The following is a 20904-nucleotide window of genomic DNA, read 5'->3' on the forward strand; positions in this document are numbered from 1 at the left end:
GTTCCGACGCTGGCGAACCGCTGGCGGCGACCCGAAGTGTTCACGGCGATTTTCTCGAAAAAGCCGTGCCTCAATGGCTGGTCGACGCGACGCCCGCCCGCCGCTCGGCGCTTAAACGCGCCGCGCCGGTCCTGCCGAGCGGATACAAAAACGCCTCGCCCGAGCGACGCAAGGCCCTCAATGCGAGCCTTAAGGCCAGCGCTATCGCTCAGGTGCAACTGGACACAAGCATGGCGACGTTCCTGGACGTCGATGCATTCGCCCGGCCGTTGCTGCTCAAGGCGTTGAAAGACCAGTACCAAGTGGAAGTCGATGTCGACAAGACCTTCCTTTGCCTGCGGCGCCCGCTGGCGATCAGTGTGGCCGAAGTGGAAATATCGTCGTTCGAGCTTCTCAAGTTATCGATGCTGCAAGCGGCCTTGCATAACTTTGAAGCCTGGGAGTGCAAGCCGAGTGCTTACCACGAGACCTCCGGTTTTGTGCTGGAAACGACGACAGCGGGCACCTATGAATCGACGACCGTCAACGTGACGGTCAGCCAGTTCATGACCGTGTGCCGCCGCCTCGATATCGGGGCGCAGTATCAGACCTATCTGAAGGCGTTCTTTGCACCGGTCGACGCAAGCCCTGAACCGCCTCTTCGCCAACACTTTATCGCCAGCCAGAAAGCGACCCTGAAGGCTGCCGCTGACTACGCCTTGATAACCGGGGACATCGAAGCTGCGGACCACACGATGATTGTGTCGGTGGTCAACGGCAATCTTTATCCCACGATCGGCAGCAAACGGGTGTGGCTGCTCGACCTGAGCCTGATGAAAAAAAGACTGACGGGCTGCGTGTATTTTGCAATTGGTGACAAGTACAGCGACGAGTTGATTCTCTACATCCCGCATGACCCGGCCCATCCACTCAAACGCTACACCAAGCAACACCTGCGCGATGAGTTCAAGCGCCTGTTCACCGCACGCGAGGGGATGTCGGCGCACGACCCCGCGCCAACGGCCTATCAGCGGTTTTTCAGCCAGTTCGTGCCCTACGATCAGCGGCCTTACTACTTCAGCCAATTCACGCAAAAGTCCGCCGACTCTCCGAGCAGCCCGTTGAGCTCGCCTTGGCGAACGTTCGTGCAGAGCGTGCTCGGCACGTCGGCGCTGACCCAAATCAAAGAGCTGCCGCCCGAAAAACCCGCGAAAATGGAACCGGTAGACGACCCTTATATTCAACCTGGCAGCATGATGCCGTATCGCGGTACTGGCACCTTTTCCGGCCTGCTCGACCTGTGGCCCTTCCTCTACGAAAAGCACCGCGACAAGATCCTGGCCGATGCCCGTGCCCATGCAGTGCCCACCGCTGACGTCGACGCCAAGGCGCGAGAAGCCAAATTGGCGCACTTGCTGGAAGTCGGCATGCTGGCGCTTAACCTGGTCTCGATGTTCGTGCCGGTGCTGGGCGAGATCATGATAGCGGTGATGGTTGAGCAACTGCTGAGCGAGACCCTGGAAGGCTCGATCGAGTGGGCCGAGGGCGACAAACGCGCGGCCAAGGCGCACCTGATCGATGTGGCCGAAAACCTTGCGCAGATCGCAGTGATGGCGGGTGTGGGGGCCGCGGTGAGCAGATTCAGGGCGGCCAAAGCCGTGCCGGTGATCGAAAACCTCAGCCCGGTCATTCTGCCCAATGGCGAAACCCGTCTCTGGAAGCCGGACCTGAAGGGTTATGAAAGTGGCGTTACGCTGCAGGCCGACGCAGTCCCCAATGCGCAGGGCCAACATACGCTCAATGGCAAGACCTATATTCGCCAGGGCGATCAGGTTTATGAGCAGGTGTTTGATGAGTCGATCAAGCAGTGGCGGATCAAGCACCCGACCAATGCCGAGGTGTACCAGCCGATTCTTCAAAGCAACGCTCGAGGCGCCTGGCGTCATACCCTTGAACAGCCCTCGCAGTGGGATCGCCTGACCCTGTTACGGCGTATAGGGCATGAAACCGAGGCCTTTTCCGATGCAGAGCTGATCAAGGTGGCGGACGTCAGCGGCGTCAGCGACAGCGCCTTGCGTAAAATGCACATGGACCTCGCAGCGCCGCCCCCTGAGTTACAAGATGCCCTGCGCTTGTTCAAGGCCGACGCGGGCAGCGGCCAGGTGATCGAGCAGTTGCGCGGTAGCCAGCCGATCGACGAGCGATATCTGTTTGTGTTGCCGCTGGTGGCCGAAATGCCGCGCTGGCCTGCGGGGCGGGCGCTTGAGGTGTTCAAGGGCGCGCAGTTCTCCGGGGAATCGTTGCGCTACGGTGCCGGGCGCGCGCCTCGTGGCGCGGCCGCGAAAGCACCGATCCAGATCACCCGCGCCGACGTTCTGGGTGGGCGATTGCCGGCGGTCATTCTGGCGGCCTTGGATGAGTCGGAAGCCACCAGCCTGTTGGGGGCCGAGGCCGCGCGGGTGCGTGATGTGAGGCCGCAGGAGTTTGGCAAGCAAATCGCCGATTTTGCCCAGACCCGCAAAGCCGCCATTTTCGACAGCCTTTACGCCGGTACCGAGCCGCTGGATAGCCAAGTCACGCTGCTGCAGCGTACCTGCCCAGGGCTCAGCGAAGCCGCTGCGCGGGAAACCCTGGCCCACGCTTCACCGCAGGATCTGAAACGTCTGAACGTAACGCGCCGGGTGCCGCTGACGGTGCTGGAGGAGGCCCGCTGGTATGCGCGCGAAGGTCGCCAGACCCGTGCGTATGCAGGCTTGCGTAGCGAAACCATGGCCTCGACGGACAGTCGCCGGCTGGCGCTGCATACCCTGGAAAAGCTACCGGGTTGGCCGGACACCTTGCGCCTGGAAATTCGCGAAGGCACTGAAAGCGGCCTGCTGCTGGACAGCATTGGCAGTGACACGGCACGGGACAAGAAGTACTTGGTGAAAAAAGGCCCGCGTTTTCAGGCGTTCAACGACCGCGGAGAGGAACTCAATAGCCTGCCCATAGAGGGTGATAATTTTTATGCCTCGCTGATGCATGCCCTGCCCGATGAAGCGCGTCGGGGGTTGGGTGTGCCGCAGGTGAGTCAGAGCGCTCAACTGCAAGCAAAAATCATCGAGGGTGCTGACCTTTATCGCTATGAAACGCCACAATTGCTGGAGCCCAAACGCAAAGGGTTCAAGCCGCCCGCGCGGATCAACGATACGTTGGTGGGGTATTACGCCAGCGGACGAGCGCCGGGCCTGAGCTTTGGTCTAGCGTCACGGGCGCAAGATCTCTACGGCCTGAGCGATGCTCAAGCCAGCGCTTACATTAAGCGGTTGCGAGTGAGCGGCAAGGACGACAAGGCCATATTCAACCATCTGCAAACCCGTGGGCGTGACTACCAAACGCTGGTGTCGAGCCTTGACGAGTGGGTCGAGGCTCAGGGGCGTACCGACGATTACGCGTACCAAACTAGAAGCCACGTTGCGAATCAGCTTAAGGATGCCTGGCGCAAGGAACCGGTGGTAGGAACGGTCTATGACGCCGAGAGTTTGTACGTCAGTGCCGATGAGCATCTGCCGCCATTGACGGTTGATTTTCAGCATATTCGTAAGTTGACGCTGGTCGGGCGCAAGATGAGTGATGCTGGCGCGGAGGCTTTTCTGGCGCGGTTTCCCAATGTGGAAAGCCTGTCTATTGGCGATGTTCCTCCGCTGTTTGGTTCAACCCAAACGGGGCCCAGGTTGGCGCTGACGACGGTGCCCCCGGCGGTGACCCGGATGACCGGCCTCAAAAAGCTGAAGTTCAGCTCGGCGGCCGACCAACTGGCGCCAGACTTTAGCTCAACTCTCAACAGCCTGACTTCGCTGGAGGCGTTGCATATCCAATACCGCGGGTTCTCTGCGACAGTCCTCAATAGCCTGGACCTGTCCGCGCTGGAGCAGTTGAAACGGCTGAATATCGACGCGCCTGTTGGCCTGTCGCAATGGCCGGCCAATGTTGAGAACCTTCCGCGCCTGGAGCACCTCGATTTGAGCCGCACTGCGGTCAGCACGCTCCCTGCCGGCCTGTATAGCGGGCATGAACAGCTGTGGACGGGGCTGTCGATGGACTGGTCAAGGTTCCCCCGTGAAACGTTCAAGCCTGCCTATGAATACGTCAAAAACTATAAGGGTGAGCACGGGCACCTGGTTGACCTGCACGAGATGGTCAGCAGCTACGCCAACGGCGAGTTGAAGTTTTTGAACGCTGATTCAAGCGTGGCGAGTGCACTGCATAAAAAAATAATGACGACCGCGTACACCCCCGAAGAGCGGTTTGCTGCGATTGAGGACATTAGCCGCCAGTACAATGCCCTTTTCTCGAATTTCTACGACCCGTCTGCCGTTGCCGCACTGCGCTTCAGGTTTCGTGCCGACTCATGGCGCACCGGGTCAAATGCTCACGTGATCAGTGCACTTGAAACCAATTGGTGGGGCGCGCAGGGCGAGCGTTATGGAATACCCAGCCAAGCGTCGACGCTTGAGTTGCCGGCGCCGCAGCTTCAAGGGACCGTCCCCCTGATGCCGGTGGGCACGGTTGAACTGCCCCCATTACCCGCGGCAAGTTTTGCCCATGTACGCACCTTACGCATGCGTTGGCTGGGAGAGTCCACCGAGCAGACACGCGGGTTTATCCGCGCATTCAGCGGTGCGCAAACCCTAGAGCTCAACGGCAGTGGTTTGACCGAAATACCCATTGGCGCGGGCGACCTTCCTGCATTGACCCGCCTCGACCTTTCCAATAACAGCCTGGTCATGCCGGCTCTGCAGGCGCAGCTCAATGAGCTCGGCAGCCTGGAGCAGTTGGACCTGAGCCATAACAGCAAATCGCTCACAAACGTGGATGTCAGCGCGTTGACGCAGCTCAAGGCGCTCAACTTGCGCGGGACAACATTGAAGGCCTGGCCAACCGGTGCCGAGCGTCTGCCGAGTTTGACCTGGCTCGACCTGCGCGACAATCAGCTGTCGAGTTTGCCGCCCCAGGTACTGACTGACGACGCGTTATTGATGAAAACCAACGTGGCGGGTAATCGGTTCAGCCCCACAGGTGAGGTCGAGCTGGAATCGGCGCGTCAGCGGGTCGAGACTGACCAGGGCTTGCCTAAGGGCGCGTTGGCTCGGTTTGAACAGCAAAGTGTGCCGAACTTTCCCCCGCAAGAAACCGGCCTGACGATGGCACGTTACTTGTTGCTAATGCCCCTGCAAGTCGAAGCGGCTGAAGGGGCTGCGGGGTTTGTCAGTCGCTTGCAGGAACTGGCGCCGTCGGTGACCGAGCAAAAGGCCCTCCAATGGTTCGAGCAATTGCGTACCGGTGGGATGAGTGATGCGCAAATTGACAGCCTGTTGGCCACACGGCACCAGGAGCTCAAAACCCTGACGCGCGAGCTTAACGGCTGGCAGTATACCCGCGACTTAAAGTCGTTGAGTGCTGGCAAACCGGTGTGTCGGCCCAAGCCGGTTATGAACTGAGCCTGCACGGGCTACTAGCCGACACTTTGCCGGAATTAAGTGTGCAGTTTGACCGTGTACACACACTGGATTTAACCGGCGTGCAGTGCTCGACGTCGGGCGCCGAGGGCTTCCTCAACGGCTTCCCCGCACTGCGCAAGCTGGTGTTGAGTGGTAACCAACTGGCGGCCGTTCCCGAGGCCGTGGGGCGCATGGCCCAGCTTGAAGAACTGGACCTGGCGGTGAATGCCCTCACCGACCCTGTGCTTCTGTATCGCCAATTGGGTGGCGAACGCTTGCGCCGGTTGAATCTGAGCAAAAACAACCTGAGGGTGTTCAGTACCCAAACCTTCAGCCGGCTTGAGGCCCTGGACCTCAGTTACAACGGCATTACGCAGTGGCCCGACGCTGCATTGGACGCTGCGAACCTGCGCACGTTGAACCTGAGCGGCAACGACCTCACGACTCTCCCGGATGAATTGCTTGATGGCAGTCACGATGCGTTGGTGAGCGGCACGGATATTTCCGAAAACGAATCGCTTTCCCTCGACAGTCTTGAGCAGATGAGGCGCTACAGCGATCGGCATCAGAGGGGGCCGGTGATGGGCTGGAGCAGGGAGGAGATTGACAGGTGGATTGACGGGTTTGAGAGAGGGGGCGACGGCTCTGATTCGAATGGTGACGATGACGATGATGACTACGAGCCCCTGGAACCCATTCCTGACCCACAGGGGGTTACGGACGAGGCGGCGCTGACACCTTGGCTGGCGCACTCACCTGCTGATGGGGTCGCCTCCCGACGCCTGTTGTGGCAGCAACTGGCCCAGGAACCGGAGCATGAGCGGTTCTTCCATTTGCTTGAGCGCCTTCGCGATACCCACGAGTATCGGTTTGTCGGCGCAGATCTTACCCGGCGGGTATGGGCGGTGATCGACGCTGCCGCCAGCAGCGAGCAACTGCGAGGTGCGATATTCACCGCCGCGCAAACCCATGGTACCTGTGGCGACGGGCGTATCCTCACGTTCAGTTCAATGGAGGTGGTGGTGTTCGAAGCGGATGTACTGCGTGAGGTTCCGGCGCACGACCTGAGGCTTAGAGGGCAGAGTTTGTTCGACCTTTCCCGCCGATTGTTCCGGCTGGACCAGGTCAATACGTTGGCTGAACGCAATGCCGTAGGGCAAGACTGGGCTGAGGTGCACCTGCAGTATCGGATCGCCATGACCCGCGGTTGGCCCGACGGGCTGGAACTGCCGGGGCAGCCCACCCATATGATGCATGCGGTGCCGATCAGTGGAGAGGTTTTGGCTAATGCGCGTAATCAGGTGCTCCTGGCGGAAGCGTCCGATGCGTTTTATGAGAGCCTGATTGCGCGTGAGTATTGGGTCAGATACCTGGAAGAACGCTACCCCGATGAGTTCCAAGCGTTTGATAGCGACGATGCCATGCGCTCTGACGCATTGGAGGAGGAGCATGCTGACAGGGTGCGGGATACCGACAGCCAGACGCGCTACGACGAGGCGTTGACTCAGCGCGAGGTTGACCGAGGCCGCACGAAGGCGCGGCTGCTACTGGAGTTGTCTCGCAGGGAGGCGTTGGCGTTAGGGGTGGCTCCTGTTGTTACGCCACCGTCAAGGCCTCTGTCGCCACAGCCAGGTCCGTCGACACGGCAGCAGTGAGTCTGGCAGCACTATTGGACGCGGGCTTGCTCGCTTCCTTTATCTGAGCATAGGTATCTATGCTAAGCCTGTGACAAGTGAACGTGGTTTTGTGGTGGGCTTCGGGCTGGGGCGTCTTTAGGTAGATTGAGTACATATCCGTTGCTGCGGTAACGGCGGCTTAGGGTTCCGCTCTTACAGCGGGTCACTTTTGTAAAGACACAAAAGTAACCAAAAAGTCTTCGCCCCACCACTCGGCACCTCGCTTAGGCTCGGTGTGCCCGCACGCAGGCTTGAATCCGTGGGCCGCCGCCATGGGCCATCCTTGGCCCATCGCGGCTAACCCGGCGTCCTGCCGGGTTACCCACGGATTCAAGCCTGCGTGCGGCCAGCGTGGTTAACGGGGCGCCTCAGATCAAGATCAAAAGCAAGAGCACGGCGGCCTAGTAGCCGACCTGAGTGGTTGAAGCAAAAGCACAGCAACACCACATCTACCTGAATGTAATGAGATCCCAATGTGGGAGCGGGCTTGCTCGCGAAAGCGGTGGGTCAGTCAGCTCATTTGTAACTGACCCACCGTATTCGCGAGCAAGTCGAATCGCCGCCGTGCTCTGTGTTTGATCTTGATCTGACAGGCCCCGTTAGCCACTCTGGCCGCACGGATTCAAGCCTTCGTTCCGGCACACCGAGCCTAGGCGAGGTGCCGAGTGGTGGGGCCGGCATTCCGGGCTCTTTTCCAAAAGTGACCCGCTGTAAGAGCCGTACCAATAGGGGCCGTTATCGCAGCAACGGATATGTACCCAGCGGCCCTGCGCCATGCTCATCTACGCCTTCTGGCTTGACGCTGTGCCGCAAAAAAATCCGAGGCCGCTGATGGCCTCGGATTTTTTTGTGACGTTAGCGCTTACTCAAGGTGCGCCTACTGATTTTTAGCCTGCTCTTCTCCCAGCTTGAGGAACAGATCGTAATCCAGCGGCGGTTTGATCTCGGCTTTATCCAGATTGATCACGGCGCGGTTGTCTGCCTTGGCCTGATCGATCAACTCTCTACGCGTAAAGAGCTGCTCCTCTTTGGTCTTCAGGTGGCCGAAGCTGCTTTGTAATATCGGTGTATCGACGCGTAGGTAATGGAAATGTGCGTACCACAAGAGGGTTTCCTCAGGCGGTTTCTTAGCCTCAACTTTGCTTTTATCGCGCACGGTATATTCGTCGATATAGTCGCCCGTCTTGAGTAACTTGCGCCGTTTTGCCAAGTTGATATCAACAAACCCATGTCTCCACAGGTAGTCGACTTTGTAGGCTTGGGGGCGCTGCTGCAGGTAGCCTTCACTGCACATCTGACGGGCCTGCTTCTGTGTGTCGGTCGCCTCGTCGAGGTACGTCTGGATCAACGCGTCGGCATTAGCGTGGGTGGCGTGGTTGCGGCGGATTTCATTGGCCAGGGCCTGCACGTGGTTCGCATGGTTGGACAGCATGGTGTCCCAGTCCAGCGGGGTGAGATCTTCGCGTCGTGTGGGGTCTTGGAGTTTTTTCTGCTGGGTGCGTATCGAGCGTTCGATTTTCGCCCTTTCGGTTTTCAGGGCGTGTGCGCTACGTTCAATCGTTCTCAACGAACGAATCGTCGGCGCTGCCGGCGGTGCTTGCGGCGCCGCCGGGACAACCTCGACCCACACCCCTTCAGTGGCGTGTTCGAGGTAAGTGGCCACGGTGGTTCCGGTGATCGGGTCCTTGATGTCGACAAAGTTGCCGGGGGCCTCGGTCTGAGGCGGGCGCAAATCCCCCACCAGCGTGTTTTTGTTGCGCGTCCTGAACACTCTGCGAGTGGCCGGTTTCGTGCGTGTGGGGCGTGGCTCGCTCGGCACAGGCGCGAACCCTTCCTGTGTGAGGATCACATCGGCCAACTGCGCCTCAAGGCTGGCACGGGCGACGGCGAGTTGCTCCAGAAACTGCGCCCGATAGGCTTCGCGCACAAAGGCGGAGCCCATGTCAGTCAGTGAGTTGACAGCGTTTTCCAAGCGCTCATAGCGCGCAAGAACGCCCTCGAGCACGTCCATTTGTTCGCGCGCCGAGTAGCCACTGGTGGTGAGCATTTCCGTATGGGCCAGTATGCTGGCGGCGTTTTGGGGGGCGATCATGTCGAGGATGAACGGGTGTTCCGTTATGTCGCTGTCTGCAGAACTGCGATCCAGTACCAGCTCGATCAGGGTGTAGAGCATTTTTTGTTTCAGGGCGACTGAGGCGTTTCGATTATAGGGGTCGTCTTTCAACAGAAATTCGCGCAGTGCCGGATCGGCCTGTTTGAGGATACTTTCAATTTTTTCTGCGGGTTCGAGCATCTGTTGGAACACTTGAAATTGCAGATTTTTGCTCTCGATGTACGTCTGATAGCCGTACACAACACGTTCGGACAGTTCTCGATTGACGCGTTCAGAGAGCTCTTCGTAATTTTCACCCTGATCAGTTTCAAAGGTATAGGAGAGTTTTTGCACCAGCACCTGATAGACCTCTGCCCAATAGGCATAGAGGCTTTTTGCGGCGATATTGCGGTCGTGTGTATGCTTGGGATCGGTCTTGTCGGCTTCCATCAGTTCGCCTGCCTTGGCTTCGATCAGCCGCATTTGGGCATTGACGGTCTCGGCGTTTTGCCGGTACTTATCGAAGGCAATTTCCCACTCGACCATGGCTTTAGCGGTTAACCCGCGCCTTTGCTCATGGCGCACGGCGATGCTGGCTTGCAGCCCGGCAATTGTGCTCGGGGTGTTGAGCCTTATCCAATCCTCGCGCAGGGCTCTTTTGCACTTGACCCACTCGGCACGGGCAAGCTCCATGGTTTTGTTTAACCCAACTGAAGCATTCGCCAACGGCAGCATTTCCTTATTGAGGCTCTGCAACTCTCGCTTGAGCGCGGCGATCCGATCGCGGTGTTTGCGCTGCCATTTATCCAGTTTTTCCCTGGGCATACCGCCCTCCAGCCGGGCCTTGCGCTCCAGCCGCCAATGCCCTTGACCGTCGCTGGCCAGCTTGAACCCGGGGCGCAGCGGGTGCTGTGGGTCAACCAGATACACCTCGCCGAAACCCGGCACCACGCTGACCTGGAACAGCAGCCCGCCGAGGCTGGCGTGCCAGGTAGCGCCAATGCGGTACAGCCCTTTGAACGCGCCGCCTGCCTCGGGAGGCGGCAAGGCGTCGGGCCAGGGCACGTGCACATCGAGCAACGCCTTCAGCAACCGTGCGCTGGCCTTTGGGGCGGCAATCGAGCGGCTGAAATCCAAAGGCGTGTGGCCGGTGGCCGGCGGCTCACCGGGCAGCGCCACTGCGCCCTTGCGAATCAACGGCGTGCCGGGCTGATGGGCTTGGGCCGCAGCACGCCGCCAGGGCGCCAGGCGTAGCACCGTGTCTTGGGCCGCGAGTGGCTGACGGGTTTGGGGGGTGGGTGTCGCGGCGTGCAACAACACCATGGCGGCATTGAGCAGCAGGTCAATCAGCGCCAGCTCGCGGGTGGTCGAATCGCTGCTGTCCAGGCCTGTCAGGTCCTGTTCCAGGCTGGCGACCAGTACCAGCAGCCAGCCGGCCAACATGGCCGGGCCGCGTACCAGTGGCAATACCAAGGTGTTGAACAGCAGCCAGGCGCCTTCCATCACAATGGCCCAGCGGCTTTCGCTGTTGGACACCGACTCGCGATCCGCCAGGTCCACCAGGGCCCGCGCGGTGCTGCCGAACACGTGGTTGAGCAGTTGGCCGTTGACTTGCGACTGCAACCATTCATCGGCGCCTTCATCGACGGCCAGCGTCGCCGGCGCGGGATGCTCCGGCGGGGAGAACTCATCCCCCGGCAGAAAGTGAATGATGTGCGGCTCTTTGAAGCCACCGTTATCGTAGACCGGCCGCGCCTTGTCGCTCAGCCACGCCAGCACACTGGTCTGCAACTCGCCGGGGGCGGCCAGCGCATTCAGCAAGGCTTGGCGTGTCGGGTATTGATACAAGGCCGCGCCATACAGGGGTCGATACAGCAGGTGCGGGCCGGTGTGGGCGTCCCGGGGCTCGATGATGAAAACGTTGTTGACGGTATCCGGCGCGGCACCGGTCTTGCGGCACAGGGCCAGGGGGCGTAGCACGATCTCCTGGCCGTCGACGACTCTGTCTGCCGGGGTTTCGCCCATCAAGGCTTTCACATACCGATAGCCAGTGGTGGTGACGCCGTATTGCTGCCTGATCGCATATTCCAGCGCCAGCATCGGCAGTTGGACCTTGAGTTCGCGGGCAAACAGTTGTTCCCGGCGGCGCGCGTCAACACTGTCGGACAGCAACAGGTCCTTGATCGTCTGCGGGTAGGTTGTGCCAATGTCCACCCGCTGGATCAAGCCTTGGCTGCCCAGCAGATAGGCTTCGTTCAGCCAGGCGGGAATCGTCGTGGCGCTTTTTGAAGACAGCGTCAGCGTGCCCTTTGGCTTGCCGGCGAGGTTTTTCAGGGCCAGTTCGGTCAGCGACATCCGCACATGTTCGATAATGCCCGTGGTGCCTGGATAACCAGCAGCCACGGCGAAGTCCAGTACCAGGTCATCGGGATCGTAATCCCCATGGTCGGTTTGCATCTGCTTGCGCAACGCGGCGCGGCTGAAGGCGTGGATGTTTTCGATGCCTTCGTTGAAAGAGCGTCCCTGGTTCTGTTTGATCACCTGCGCCATGTCTTGCAAATGGCGATGGTAGGCAAAGCGGTCATCGGCGCTGGCGTGTTTGAGCCACTGCGGAAGTTGCGCGTTAACCGTTTGCAAACGCTGCGGGGCGGCCTTGGGGGCGAGCGTGAACAGCAGGGCCGGATCGGTGAGTTTATCCAGCGTGCGTGCAAGCGCTTCTTCGCCTTGACCTTGAAATGACAAGGTTGCCAGGTCTTCCAGTTGCTGGTTGAGAATAAGCCCGGCTTGCTGTTCGAACACATTGCCGTCCGGTTCATTAAGCCGCCAGGTGAGGGTGTCGAACTGCAACTCAGCCTGCATCCGCGCGCCCCAGCTTTCGCCAAAGGCATCCAGTGAGGCAAACGGTGTGATTGCCCCGGCGACGCTGCACAGCAACACCTGCCTGTCGCGTATCAGCAGCAAGTCCGGCGTCAGCAGGCACACCTCCTGTGCGCCTGTCGACAGCGTGGTCTCAATGAAATACGCATACGTAGTAGGGGTGGAGCGGGGCAGGCGTTCCAGGCGCCCCGGCCAGGCGCAGGTGACCGCCAGCATGTCCCGTTGGGTATCGCTCAACGTTGAGGGGCTGCTTGCGGTTGCGCTCATTTGCCCCTGGAGAAACTCGCCGAGCCATTGCCAGCGACTGCTGCCGTGGCTGTCGGTGGCGCTCCAGAAGTCTGCCAGGTCCTGCTGGAAGTACAGGTAAAGCGAGCCAGGCAGCTCGGCGATGAGTTGCGCAACCGCCTGCATGTCGATGTCGGCCAGGCCACTGCCTGGCGCGGGCGAGAGGTAGAACGGCATTTCGCCACGGGGTCGCAGGTTCAGCAATTGCGGGTTCAGGACATGCGCAACGGCGACGTTGACCAGCAGTGGGAAGGCATAGCCACCGGTGGCGGTGGGGCTGGCCAGCTTGAGCGTGAGCAGGTCGAATGGCTGACTCGCAAAACGCTGTCGCAGCCCTGCATGCAGTGCTTTGAACACCACTGAAAACAAGGTGGGGCGCGCGGCGAAATGGGCATGAATGGCCTGGCTGGGCAATGGGCTCAGGGCCGTTGGGTGTTCGGGCATGACGAAATCCTTTTTCTGTAGAGGTCCTGCACAGAAAAGCGGATTTCGTCGTCACACGTGCGGCATTGGGATACCGCAACCCTGCTCCAGGTGTTTAGTTGTCGTAACCCAGGTTCGGCGCCAGCCAGCGCTCGGTCACAGCCAGGTCCTGGGCTTTACGGGCGGTGTAGCTTGTGACCTGGTCCTTGTCGACTTTGCCCACGGCAAAGTACTGCGCCTGTGGGTGGGCGAAGTACCAGCCGCTGACTGCTGCCGCCGGGAACATCGCGTAGTGCTCGGTGAGGAACACGCCACTGCGCCCGGCCTGCATTTCGCGTGCCTCAGGGTCGAGCAGTTGGAACAGCTGGGCTTTCTCGGTGTGATCCGGGCACGCCGGGTAGCCCGGGGCAGGGCGGATGCCGCTGTATTGCTCTTTGATCAGCGCCTCGTTGTCCAGTTGCTCGTCCTTGGCGTAGCCCCAATGCTCTTTGCGCACCTGCTGGTGCAGCCATTCGGCGCAGGCTTCGGCGAGGCGGTCGGCCAGGGCCTTGACCATGATCGAGTTGTAGTCATCGCCCGCGTCCTGGTAGGCCTTGGCGACTTCTTCGGCACCGATGCCGGCGGTGGTGATGAAGCCACCGATGTAGTCGGTCACGCCGCTGTCTTTTGGCGCGACGAAGTCGGCCAGGGAGAAGTTCGGCTTGCCGTCGGTTTTGATGATTTGCTGGCGCAGGTGGTGCAGTTTGGCAATCGGCTGACCGTCTTCGCCGTAGACCTCCAGGTCATCTTCTTGCACCTGGTTGGTCGGCCAGAAACCGAACACCGCGCGGGCGCTGATAAGCTTCTCGTCGATCAGCTTCTTGAGCATTTCCTGGGCATCGGCGTACAGCGCGGTGGCGGCTTCACCGACCACTTCGTCGTCAAGGATGCGCGGGAACTTGCCGGCCAGGTCCCAGGAGATAAAGAACGGCGTCCAGTCGATGTACTCGGCCAGCACCTTGAGGTCGATATTGTCCAGCACCTTGGCACCGGTAAACGTCGGCTTGACCGGCGTGTAGGTGCTCCAGTCGAACTGCGGCTTCTTGGCGATGGCGGCGGGGTAGCTCAGGCGCTCGGTGCGCGCGCTGCGGTTCGAGGTACGCTCGCGCACGTCGATGTATTCCAAGCGGGTTTTCTCGACGAAGCCGGGCTTCAATTCCTTGGACAGCAACTGCGTGGCCACGCCCACTGCGCGCGAGGCGTCAGTCACGTAAATCACCGCGTCATTGCTGTACTTAGGCTCGATCTTCACCGCCGTGTGCGCTTTGGAGGTGGTCGCGCCACCGATCATCAACGGCAGGTGGAAGTCCTGGCGCTGCATCTCACGGGCCACGTGGACCATCTCGTCCAGCGACGGCGTGATCAGGCCGGACAGCCCGATGATGTCGCACTTCTGTTCCTTGGCCACCTGCAGGATCTTCTCCGCCGGCACCATCACACCCAAATCGACGATGTCATAGCCGTTGCAACCGAGCACCACGCCGACAATGTTCTTGCCGATGTCGTGCACGTCACCTTTTACCGTCGCCATGAGGATCTTGCCCTTGGCTTCGGGCTTGTCGCCTTTTTCCAGCTCGATAAACGGGATCAAGTGGGCCACGGCCTGCTTCATCACCCGCGCGGATTTGACCACCTGGGGCAGGAACATTTTGCCGGCGCCAAACAGGTCGCCGACGATGTTCATGCCGGACATCAGCGGGCCTTCGATCACTTCGATTGGGCGCGCGAATGACTGCCGCGATTCTTCGGTATCTTCGACGATGTGCGTGGTGATGCCTTTGACCAGCGCATGTTCCAGGCGCTTGTTCACTGGCCAACCGCGCCATTCTTCGGTCTCGGCTTCTTTTACGCTGCCGTCGCCCTTGTACTTGTCGGCGATGGCGAGGAGGGCGTCGGTGCCTTCCGGGGTGCGGTTGAGCACCACGTCTTCCACCGCATCGCGCAGCTCGGCCGGGATCTGGTCGTAGATCTCCAGCTGCCCGGCGTTGACGATACCCATGCTCAGGCCGTTGCGGATCGCATACAGCAGGAACACCGAGTGGATCGCCTCCCGCACCGGGTTGTTGCCCCGGAACGAGAACGACACGTTGGACACGCCACCCGAGGTCAGCGCATACGGCAGTTCGTCGCGGATGTAGGCACAGGCGTTGATAAAGTCGACGGCGTAGTTGTTGTGCTCTTCGATACCGGTGGCGACCGCGAAGATGTTCGGGTCGAAGATGATGTCTTCCGGCGGGAAGCCGACTTCATTCACCAGGATGTCGTAGGAACGTTTGCAGATCTCTTTTTTGCGTGCTTCGGTGTCGGCCTGGCCGGCTTCGTCAAAGGCCATCACCACCACGGCGGCGCCATAGCGCTTGCACAGCTTGGCGTGGTAAATGAACTGCTCGACGCCTTCCTTCATGCTGATGGAGTTGACGATGCCCTTGCCCTGGATGCATTTGAGGCCGGCCTCGATCACTTCCCACTTGGAGGAGTCGATCATGATCGGTACGCGGGAGATATCCGGTTCGCCGGCAATCAGATTGAGGAAGGTGACCATGGCCTTCTTCGAATCGAGCATGCCCTCGTCCATGTTGATGTCGATCACCTGGGCGCCGGCTTCCACCTGTTGCAGGGCGACTTCCAGGGCTTCGGTGTAGTTGTCTTCACGGATCAGGCGGGCAAAACGCGCGGAACCGGTGATGTTGGTGCGCTCGCCGACGTTGACGAACAACGAGCTGCGATCAATCGTGAACGGCTCCAGGCCCGACAGGCGGCACGCCTTGGGAATGTCCGGAATCGGGCGCGGCGCATAACCGGCAACGGCCTTGGCGATGGCTTCAATGTGGCCCGGTGTGGTGCCGCAGCAGCCGCCGACGATGTTCAAGAAGCCACTCTGGGCGAATTCTTCGATGACCTTGGCCGTTTCCGACGGCAATTCGTCGTACTCGCCGAACTCGTTGGGCAGGCCGGCGTTCGGGTGCGCGGAAACGTGGGTGTTGGCCTTGTTCGACAGCTCTTCCAGGTACGGACGCAGTTCGCTGGCACCCAAGGCGCAGTTCAGGCCCACCGACAGTGGCTTGGCGTGGCTGACCGAGTTCCAGAACGCTTCGGTGGTCTGGCCCGACAGGGTCCGGCCGGAGGCATCGGTGATGGTCCCGGAGATCATGATCGGCAGTTCGACATTCAGTTCTTCGAACACACCTTGCACGGCGAAGATCGCTGCTTTGGCGTTGAGGGTGTCGAAGATGGTTTCGATCAGGATCAGGTCGGCGCCGCCCTCGATCAGGCCTTTGGTGGCCTCGGTGTAGTTTTCCACCAGTTCATCAAAGGTCACGTTGCGGTAGCCGGGGTTGTTCACGTCCGGCGACAGCGAGCAAGTACGGCTGGTAGGGCCGAGCACGCCGGCGACGAAACGCGGCTTGGCCGGGTTTTCCAGGGTCTTGGCGTCGGCGACTTTGCGCGCCAGTCGCGCGCCTTCTACGTTCAGCTCAAAGGCCAGTTCTTCCATGCCGTAATCGGCCATGGAAATGCGCGTGGCGTTGAACGTGTTGGTTTCCAGAATGTCGGCGCCGGCATCCAGGTAGGCTTTTTCGATGCCGCCGATCACGTCCGGACGGGTGAGCACCAGCAGGTCGTTGTTGCCCTTGACGTCGCTCGGCCAGTCGGCGAAGCGTTTGCCGCGGTAGTCGTTTTCCTCAAGCTTGTAGCTCTGGATCATCGTGCCCATACCGCCGTCGAGGATCAGGATACGTTCCTTGATGGCTTGGTGAAGGGCTTGCAGACGAGCGCTACGATCGGACATGGGACTACTCTGGTCAGGCATTTCGGAGGGGGTGAATCATAGCAAACCTGTGCCGATTTAGAGCATGCCCAGGTTTTGCATGAATATCGTTCATGTTGGAGGCGGTCATGGCCCGGTAGAATCGCCGGCACTTCTCTATCGCTCGCATTGAATCGGGACCGGATACATGTCACTTCGCCTTATCGTCAGCGCCGTACTGGCCTTGATTGCCAGTACTGCCCAGGCAGACGCTTTACCGGTCAACAGCCCCGCCCCGGTGATTTCCTATACCCGTGACGTGCAGCCGATCTTCACCGAAAAGTGCGTGGCCTGCCACGCCTGCTACGACTCCGCCTGCCAGCTCAACCTGGGCAGCGCCGAGGGCGCGGCCCGTGGTGCCAGCAAAACACCGGTTTACGACGGCGAGCGCAGCCAGGCCGCGCCGACCACGCGGCTGTTCTATGACGCGTTCGGCAAACCAGCCTGGCAGCAGAAGGGCTTCTATTCGGTACTCGACGCCCAAGGCAGCCAGGCCGCCTTGATGGCGCGCATGCTGGAGTTGGGGCATAACGCGCCGCTGCAACCGAATGCCAAGCTGCCCGACGAGATCGTGCTGGGCCTGAATCGCGAGAACCTGTGCGCCATGCCCGGCGAGTTCAATGCCTACGCAGGCAGCCATCCCAAGGAAGGCATGCCGCTGGCGGTCACCGGCCTGACCGACCAGCAATACCAGACCCTGCAACGTTGGCTCGCCTCCGGTGCGCCGATTGATGAGCAAGGCCTGGCGCCCAGCGCCAAGGAAGCCTTGCAAGTGCAGCAGTGGGAAAACCTGTTCAACCAGCCCGGCGCCCGCGAAAGCCTGGTGGCGCGCTGGTTGTATGAGCATCTATACCTGGCGCACATTTACTTTGAGAACGGCGAGCCGGGGCATTTCTTCCAATGGGTACGTTCGCGCACGCCAAGCGGCCAGCCGATCGACCTGATCGCCACCCGCCGCCCCAACGATGACCCGGGCACCCAGGTGTATTACCGCCTGTGGCCGGTGCAGGGTGTGATCGTGCATAAAACCCACATCACGTACCCGTTCAGCGCGGCAAAAATGGCGCGGATCAAAGCGCTGTTCTACGCCGGTGACTGGCAAGTCAACGCCTTGCCGGGCTACGGCCCCGGGCGCCGGGCCAATCCGTTCGAGACGTTCGAGGCGATTCCGGCCAAAGCGCGCTACCAATTTATGCTCGATAACGCCGAATACTTCGTGCGCACCTTTATTCGTGGGCCGGTGTGCCGTGGGCAGATTGCTACGGATGTGATTCGCGACAACTTCTGGACCCTGTTCCAGGACCCGGACCACGACCTGTACATCACCGATGCGCGTTATCGCGGCCAGGCCACGCCATTGCTGGCGATGCCGGGGCAGAACGACGACGTGGGCAGCGTGCTCAGCCTGTGGTTGGCGTATCGCGACAAGCGCAACCAATACGAAGCCTTGCGCCGTGACAGCTACGCTGATTTGCCGCCACCGAGTTGGTCCAGCCTGTGGGCCGGTAATGACAATGCCTTGTTGAGCATTTTCCGCCACTTCGACAGCGCTTCGGTGAACAAGGGCTTGATCGGTGAGGTACCGCAGACGATGTGGCTGTTTGACTATCCGCTGCTGGAGCGCACCTATTATCAGTTGGCGGTGAACTTCGATGTGTTCGGCAACGTGTCCCATCAAGCCCAGACCCGGCTGTACTTCGACCTGATCCGCAATGGCGCCGAGCAGAACTTCCTGCGCCTGATGCCGGCGGATACTCGCGATGATTTTATGGATGATTGGTACCAGAACAGCGGCAAACTCAAGCTGTGGCTGGACTATGAAGCTATTGATGACGATAAACCGAGCGGGCTGCATTTGGATGAAAAGGATCCGAAGCGAGATTTTGCCAACCAGTTGTTGACGCGCTATGGCAACCTGAACGCTAGTCCGGATCCGATCAACCGCTGTACCGGGGCCTATTGCTCGCGCGATGGGATTGATCCAGCGTTACAGGATGCGGAGCAGGCGCTGAGCCGTCTGACGTCGCGGCCGGCGGCGGGGCTCAAGGTGATTGATCAGTTGCCTGAGGCTACGATGCTGCGGGTTGAGACGGCCAATGGTCAGCGGGTGGTTTACAGCCTGCTGCGTAATCGGGCGCACAGTAATGTGGCGTTTTTGTTGGGTGAGGCTTATCGCTATCAGCCGGGGTTGGACACGTTGACTGTCTATCCGGGCGTGCTGAGCAGTTACCCGAACTTCATGTTCAATATTCCGGCGCAGCAAGTGCCGGAGTTTGTGGCAGCGATGGAGAATGCCAAGGATGCCAAGCGGTTTGAGAAGATTGTCGACCGTTGGGGCATACGCCGCAGCCATCCGCAGTTCTGGCAGTACTTTCACGACTTGTCACAGTACATCCGCGAAACCACGCCGGTGGAAGAGGGGGTTCTGGACATGAACCGGTATGAGAACCTATAAGTATTGCAGTGACTCAGTCATCTCTCTAAGCGAGTGCTGAAGCAGTCGGGTATCTATCTTGCGGGATTGGAACAGGTATTCCGATGATGCTGATTTCAGTGCAGGCGCTACGTGCCTTGGCAGCGTGGGTGGTGGTGGGGCACCACTTCATGCAGGTTTTTTTCAACTTTGAGGTCCATGGCCCGCTGGAGTATCTGTTTGCCGACAAAGGCGCCGTTGGCGTGGATATTTTCTTTGTCATCAGTGGCCTGGTGATTTTCCTTGCGAGCGCAGACAAAGCCCTGACACCGTGGCGTTTTATGCTTATGCGCGTGGCAAGGATCGCGCCGGCATATTGGTTCTATACCCTGCTCATGGCCCTGCTGATCGTGGCGGTGCCCGCGATGTTCCCAAATGATGAGTGGGTGCTGAGCCACGTGGCCCTGTCGATGCTGTTTATCCCTGCCCAGCACCCCGCGGGCTTTGGGATCTATCCGCTGTTGGACGTCGGCTGGACCCTCAACTTCGAGATGCTGTTTTATCTTCTGTTCGCCTTGGCCTTGTGGGTTCGTACGTCGTATCGGTTTTGGGTGGTGGCCGGGCTGCTCTATCTTGTGTGCGGCATCATCAGTCCGGCTTTGAACCTGGCCGGCGGTTTTTACAGCAACGACATTGTCCTGGAGTTTCTGATGGGCATTGTGATCGGCATGCTGTATCGCCGTGGTCTGTGCCGGGCCAGGGCGTGGCTGCCGTTGTTGGGTATCGTGGGTGCGTTAGTAGCGATTTATATCGGCGCAGATGTACCCCGTTCGCTGGAGTGGGGCGTGCCCAGCGCGGTACTCGTCATCAGCTGTGTGACACTGGAGCCTTACTTCAAGGGCTCGCGCCTGTTGAAGATGCTCGGGGATTGCTCTTATTCGGTGTATTTGATCCACACGATGGTGCTGTACGCTGGGCGATGGGCTGCGGAACACACGGGCATAGACCCTTATGCGATCCTGCCCGTTTGCATCGCAGTGACGGCATTGTGTGCATTTGCGAGCTACCAATGGCTGGAAAAGGGCAGCTATCGCGTGTTCAAGCGTTGGTTTGGCATGGATGACCCGACACGCCTTTCCCGACAAAAACACTAGGACTTTGTGCCTCTGTAATGTTTGGCGTAAACTGCCCGCAAGCCTGTGAGGAGTTTCCATGACTGCCATAACCATTACCGACGCCGCCCACGATTACCTGGCTGACCTGCTGTCCAAGCAGAACACCCCGGGTATCGGCATCCGCGTCTTCATCACCCAGCCCGGCACCCAATACGCTGAGACTTGCATCGCCTACTGCAAGCCTGGGGAAGAAAAACCTGAAGACACCGCCCTGGGGCTCAAAAGCTTCACCGCGTACATCGACAACTTCAGCGAAGCTTTCCTCGACGACGCCGTGGTCGACTACGCCACCGACCGCATGGGCGGCCAGTTGACCATCAAGGCGCCCAACGCCAAGGTGCCAAACGTCAACGCCGACAGCCCGGTCAACGAGCGCATCAACTACTACCTGCAAACCGAAATCAACCCGGGGCTGGCCAGCCACGGCGGGCAGGTCAGCTTGATCGACGTCGTGGAAGACGGTATCGCCGTACTCAAATTCGGCGGTGGCTGCCAAGGCTGTGGCCAGGCGGACGTGACCCTGCGCGAAGGCATCGAGCGCACCCTGCTCGAGCGCATTCCTGAGCTCAAGGGCGTACGTGACGTGACTGACCACACGCAGAAAGAAAACGCCTACTACTGAGTAAGGTGTTCACTGCGAACAAAAAACGGCGCCCCGTG

At 59.9% G+C, this 20904-nt stretch carries 7 protein-coding genes; 5 read left to right on the forward strand and 2 right to left on the reverse strand.

The window, feature by feature from the left end:
* Positions 1 to 65: 65 nt before the first annotated feature.
* On the forward strand, positions 66 to 5459 hold the full coding sequence (locus K0P33_RS13720; RefSeq protein WP_242155713.1) for a leucine-rich repeat domain-containing protein: 5394 nt from the start codon (positions 66 to 68) through the stop codon (positions 5457 to 5459).
* Positions 5432 to 7114 carry an NEL-type E3 ubiquitin ligase domain-containing protein gene (locus tag K0P33_RS13725; RefSeq protein ID WP_242155715.1) on the forward strand — a complete coding sequence of 561 codons (1683 nt, stop codon included), beginning with the start codon at positions 5432 to 5434 and terminating at the stop codon, positions 7112 to 7114. The genes K0P33_RS13720 and K0P33_RS13725 overlap by 28 nt, the downstream gene beginning before the upstream one ends.
* A gap of 898 nt (positions 7115 to 8012) precedes the next feature.
* Here K0P33_RS13725 and K0P33_RS13730 read toward each other — a convergent pair.
* The gene (locus K0P33_RS13730) at positions 8013 to 12833 is read right to left on the reverse strand and encodes a DUF6543 domain-containing protein (protein ID WP_242155717.1); all 4821 of its coding nucleotides are present in this window, start codon (positions 12831 to 12833) and stop codon (positions 8013 to 8015) included.
* A 94-nt stretch (positions 12834 to 12927) separates the two neighbouring features.
* The gene (gene metH, locus K0P33_RS13735) at positions 12928 to 16638 is read right to left on the reverse strand and encodes a methionine synthase (RefSeq protein ID WP_242155718.1); all 3711 of its coding nucleotides are present in this window, start codon (positions 16636 to 16638) and stop codon (positions 12928 to 12930) included.
* A gap of 166 nt (positions 16639 to 16804) precedes the next feature.
* On the opposite strand from metH, the gene K0P33_RS13740 reads away from it, so the two are divergent.
* From K0P33_RS13740 to nfuA, 3 genes are all read left to right on the forward strand, one after another.
* A complete protein-coding gene (locus K0P33_RS13740) occupies positions 16805 to 19111 on the forward strand; it encodes a fatty acid cis/trans isomerase (RefSeq protein WP_242155719.1) in 2307 nt (768 codons plus the stop codon).
* Between the two features lie 86 nt (positions 19112 to 19197).
* Entirely contained in the window at positions 19198 to 20223 is a 1026-nt protein-coding gene (locus K0P33_RS13745; RefSeq protein WP_242156041.1) for an acyltransferase family protein, read from the forward strand.
* Between the two features lie 58 nt (positions 20224 to 20281).
* Positions 20282 to 20866, forward strand: coding sequence for a Fe-S biogenesis protein NfuA (nfuA, locus tag K0P33_RS13750; RefSeq protein ID WP_017136914.1), 585 nt, complete (start codon positions 20282 to 20284; stop codon positions 20864 to 20866).
* Positions 20867 to 20904 lie beyond the last annotated feature (38 nt).

It is taken from the genome of Pseudomonas sp. ArH3a, assembly GCF_022648765.1.
Taxonomy (GTDB): Bacteria; Pseudomonadota; Gammaproteobacteria; order Pseudomonadales; family Pseudomonadaceae; genus Aquipseudomonas.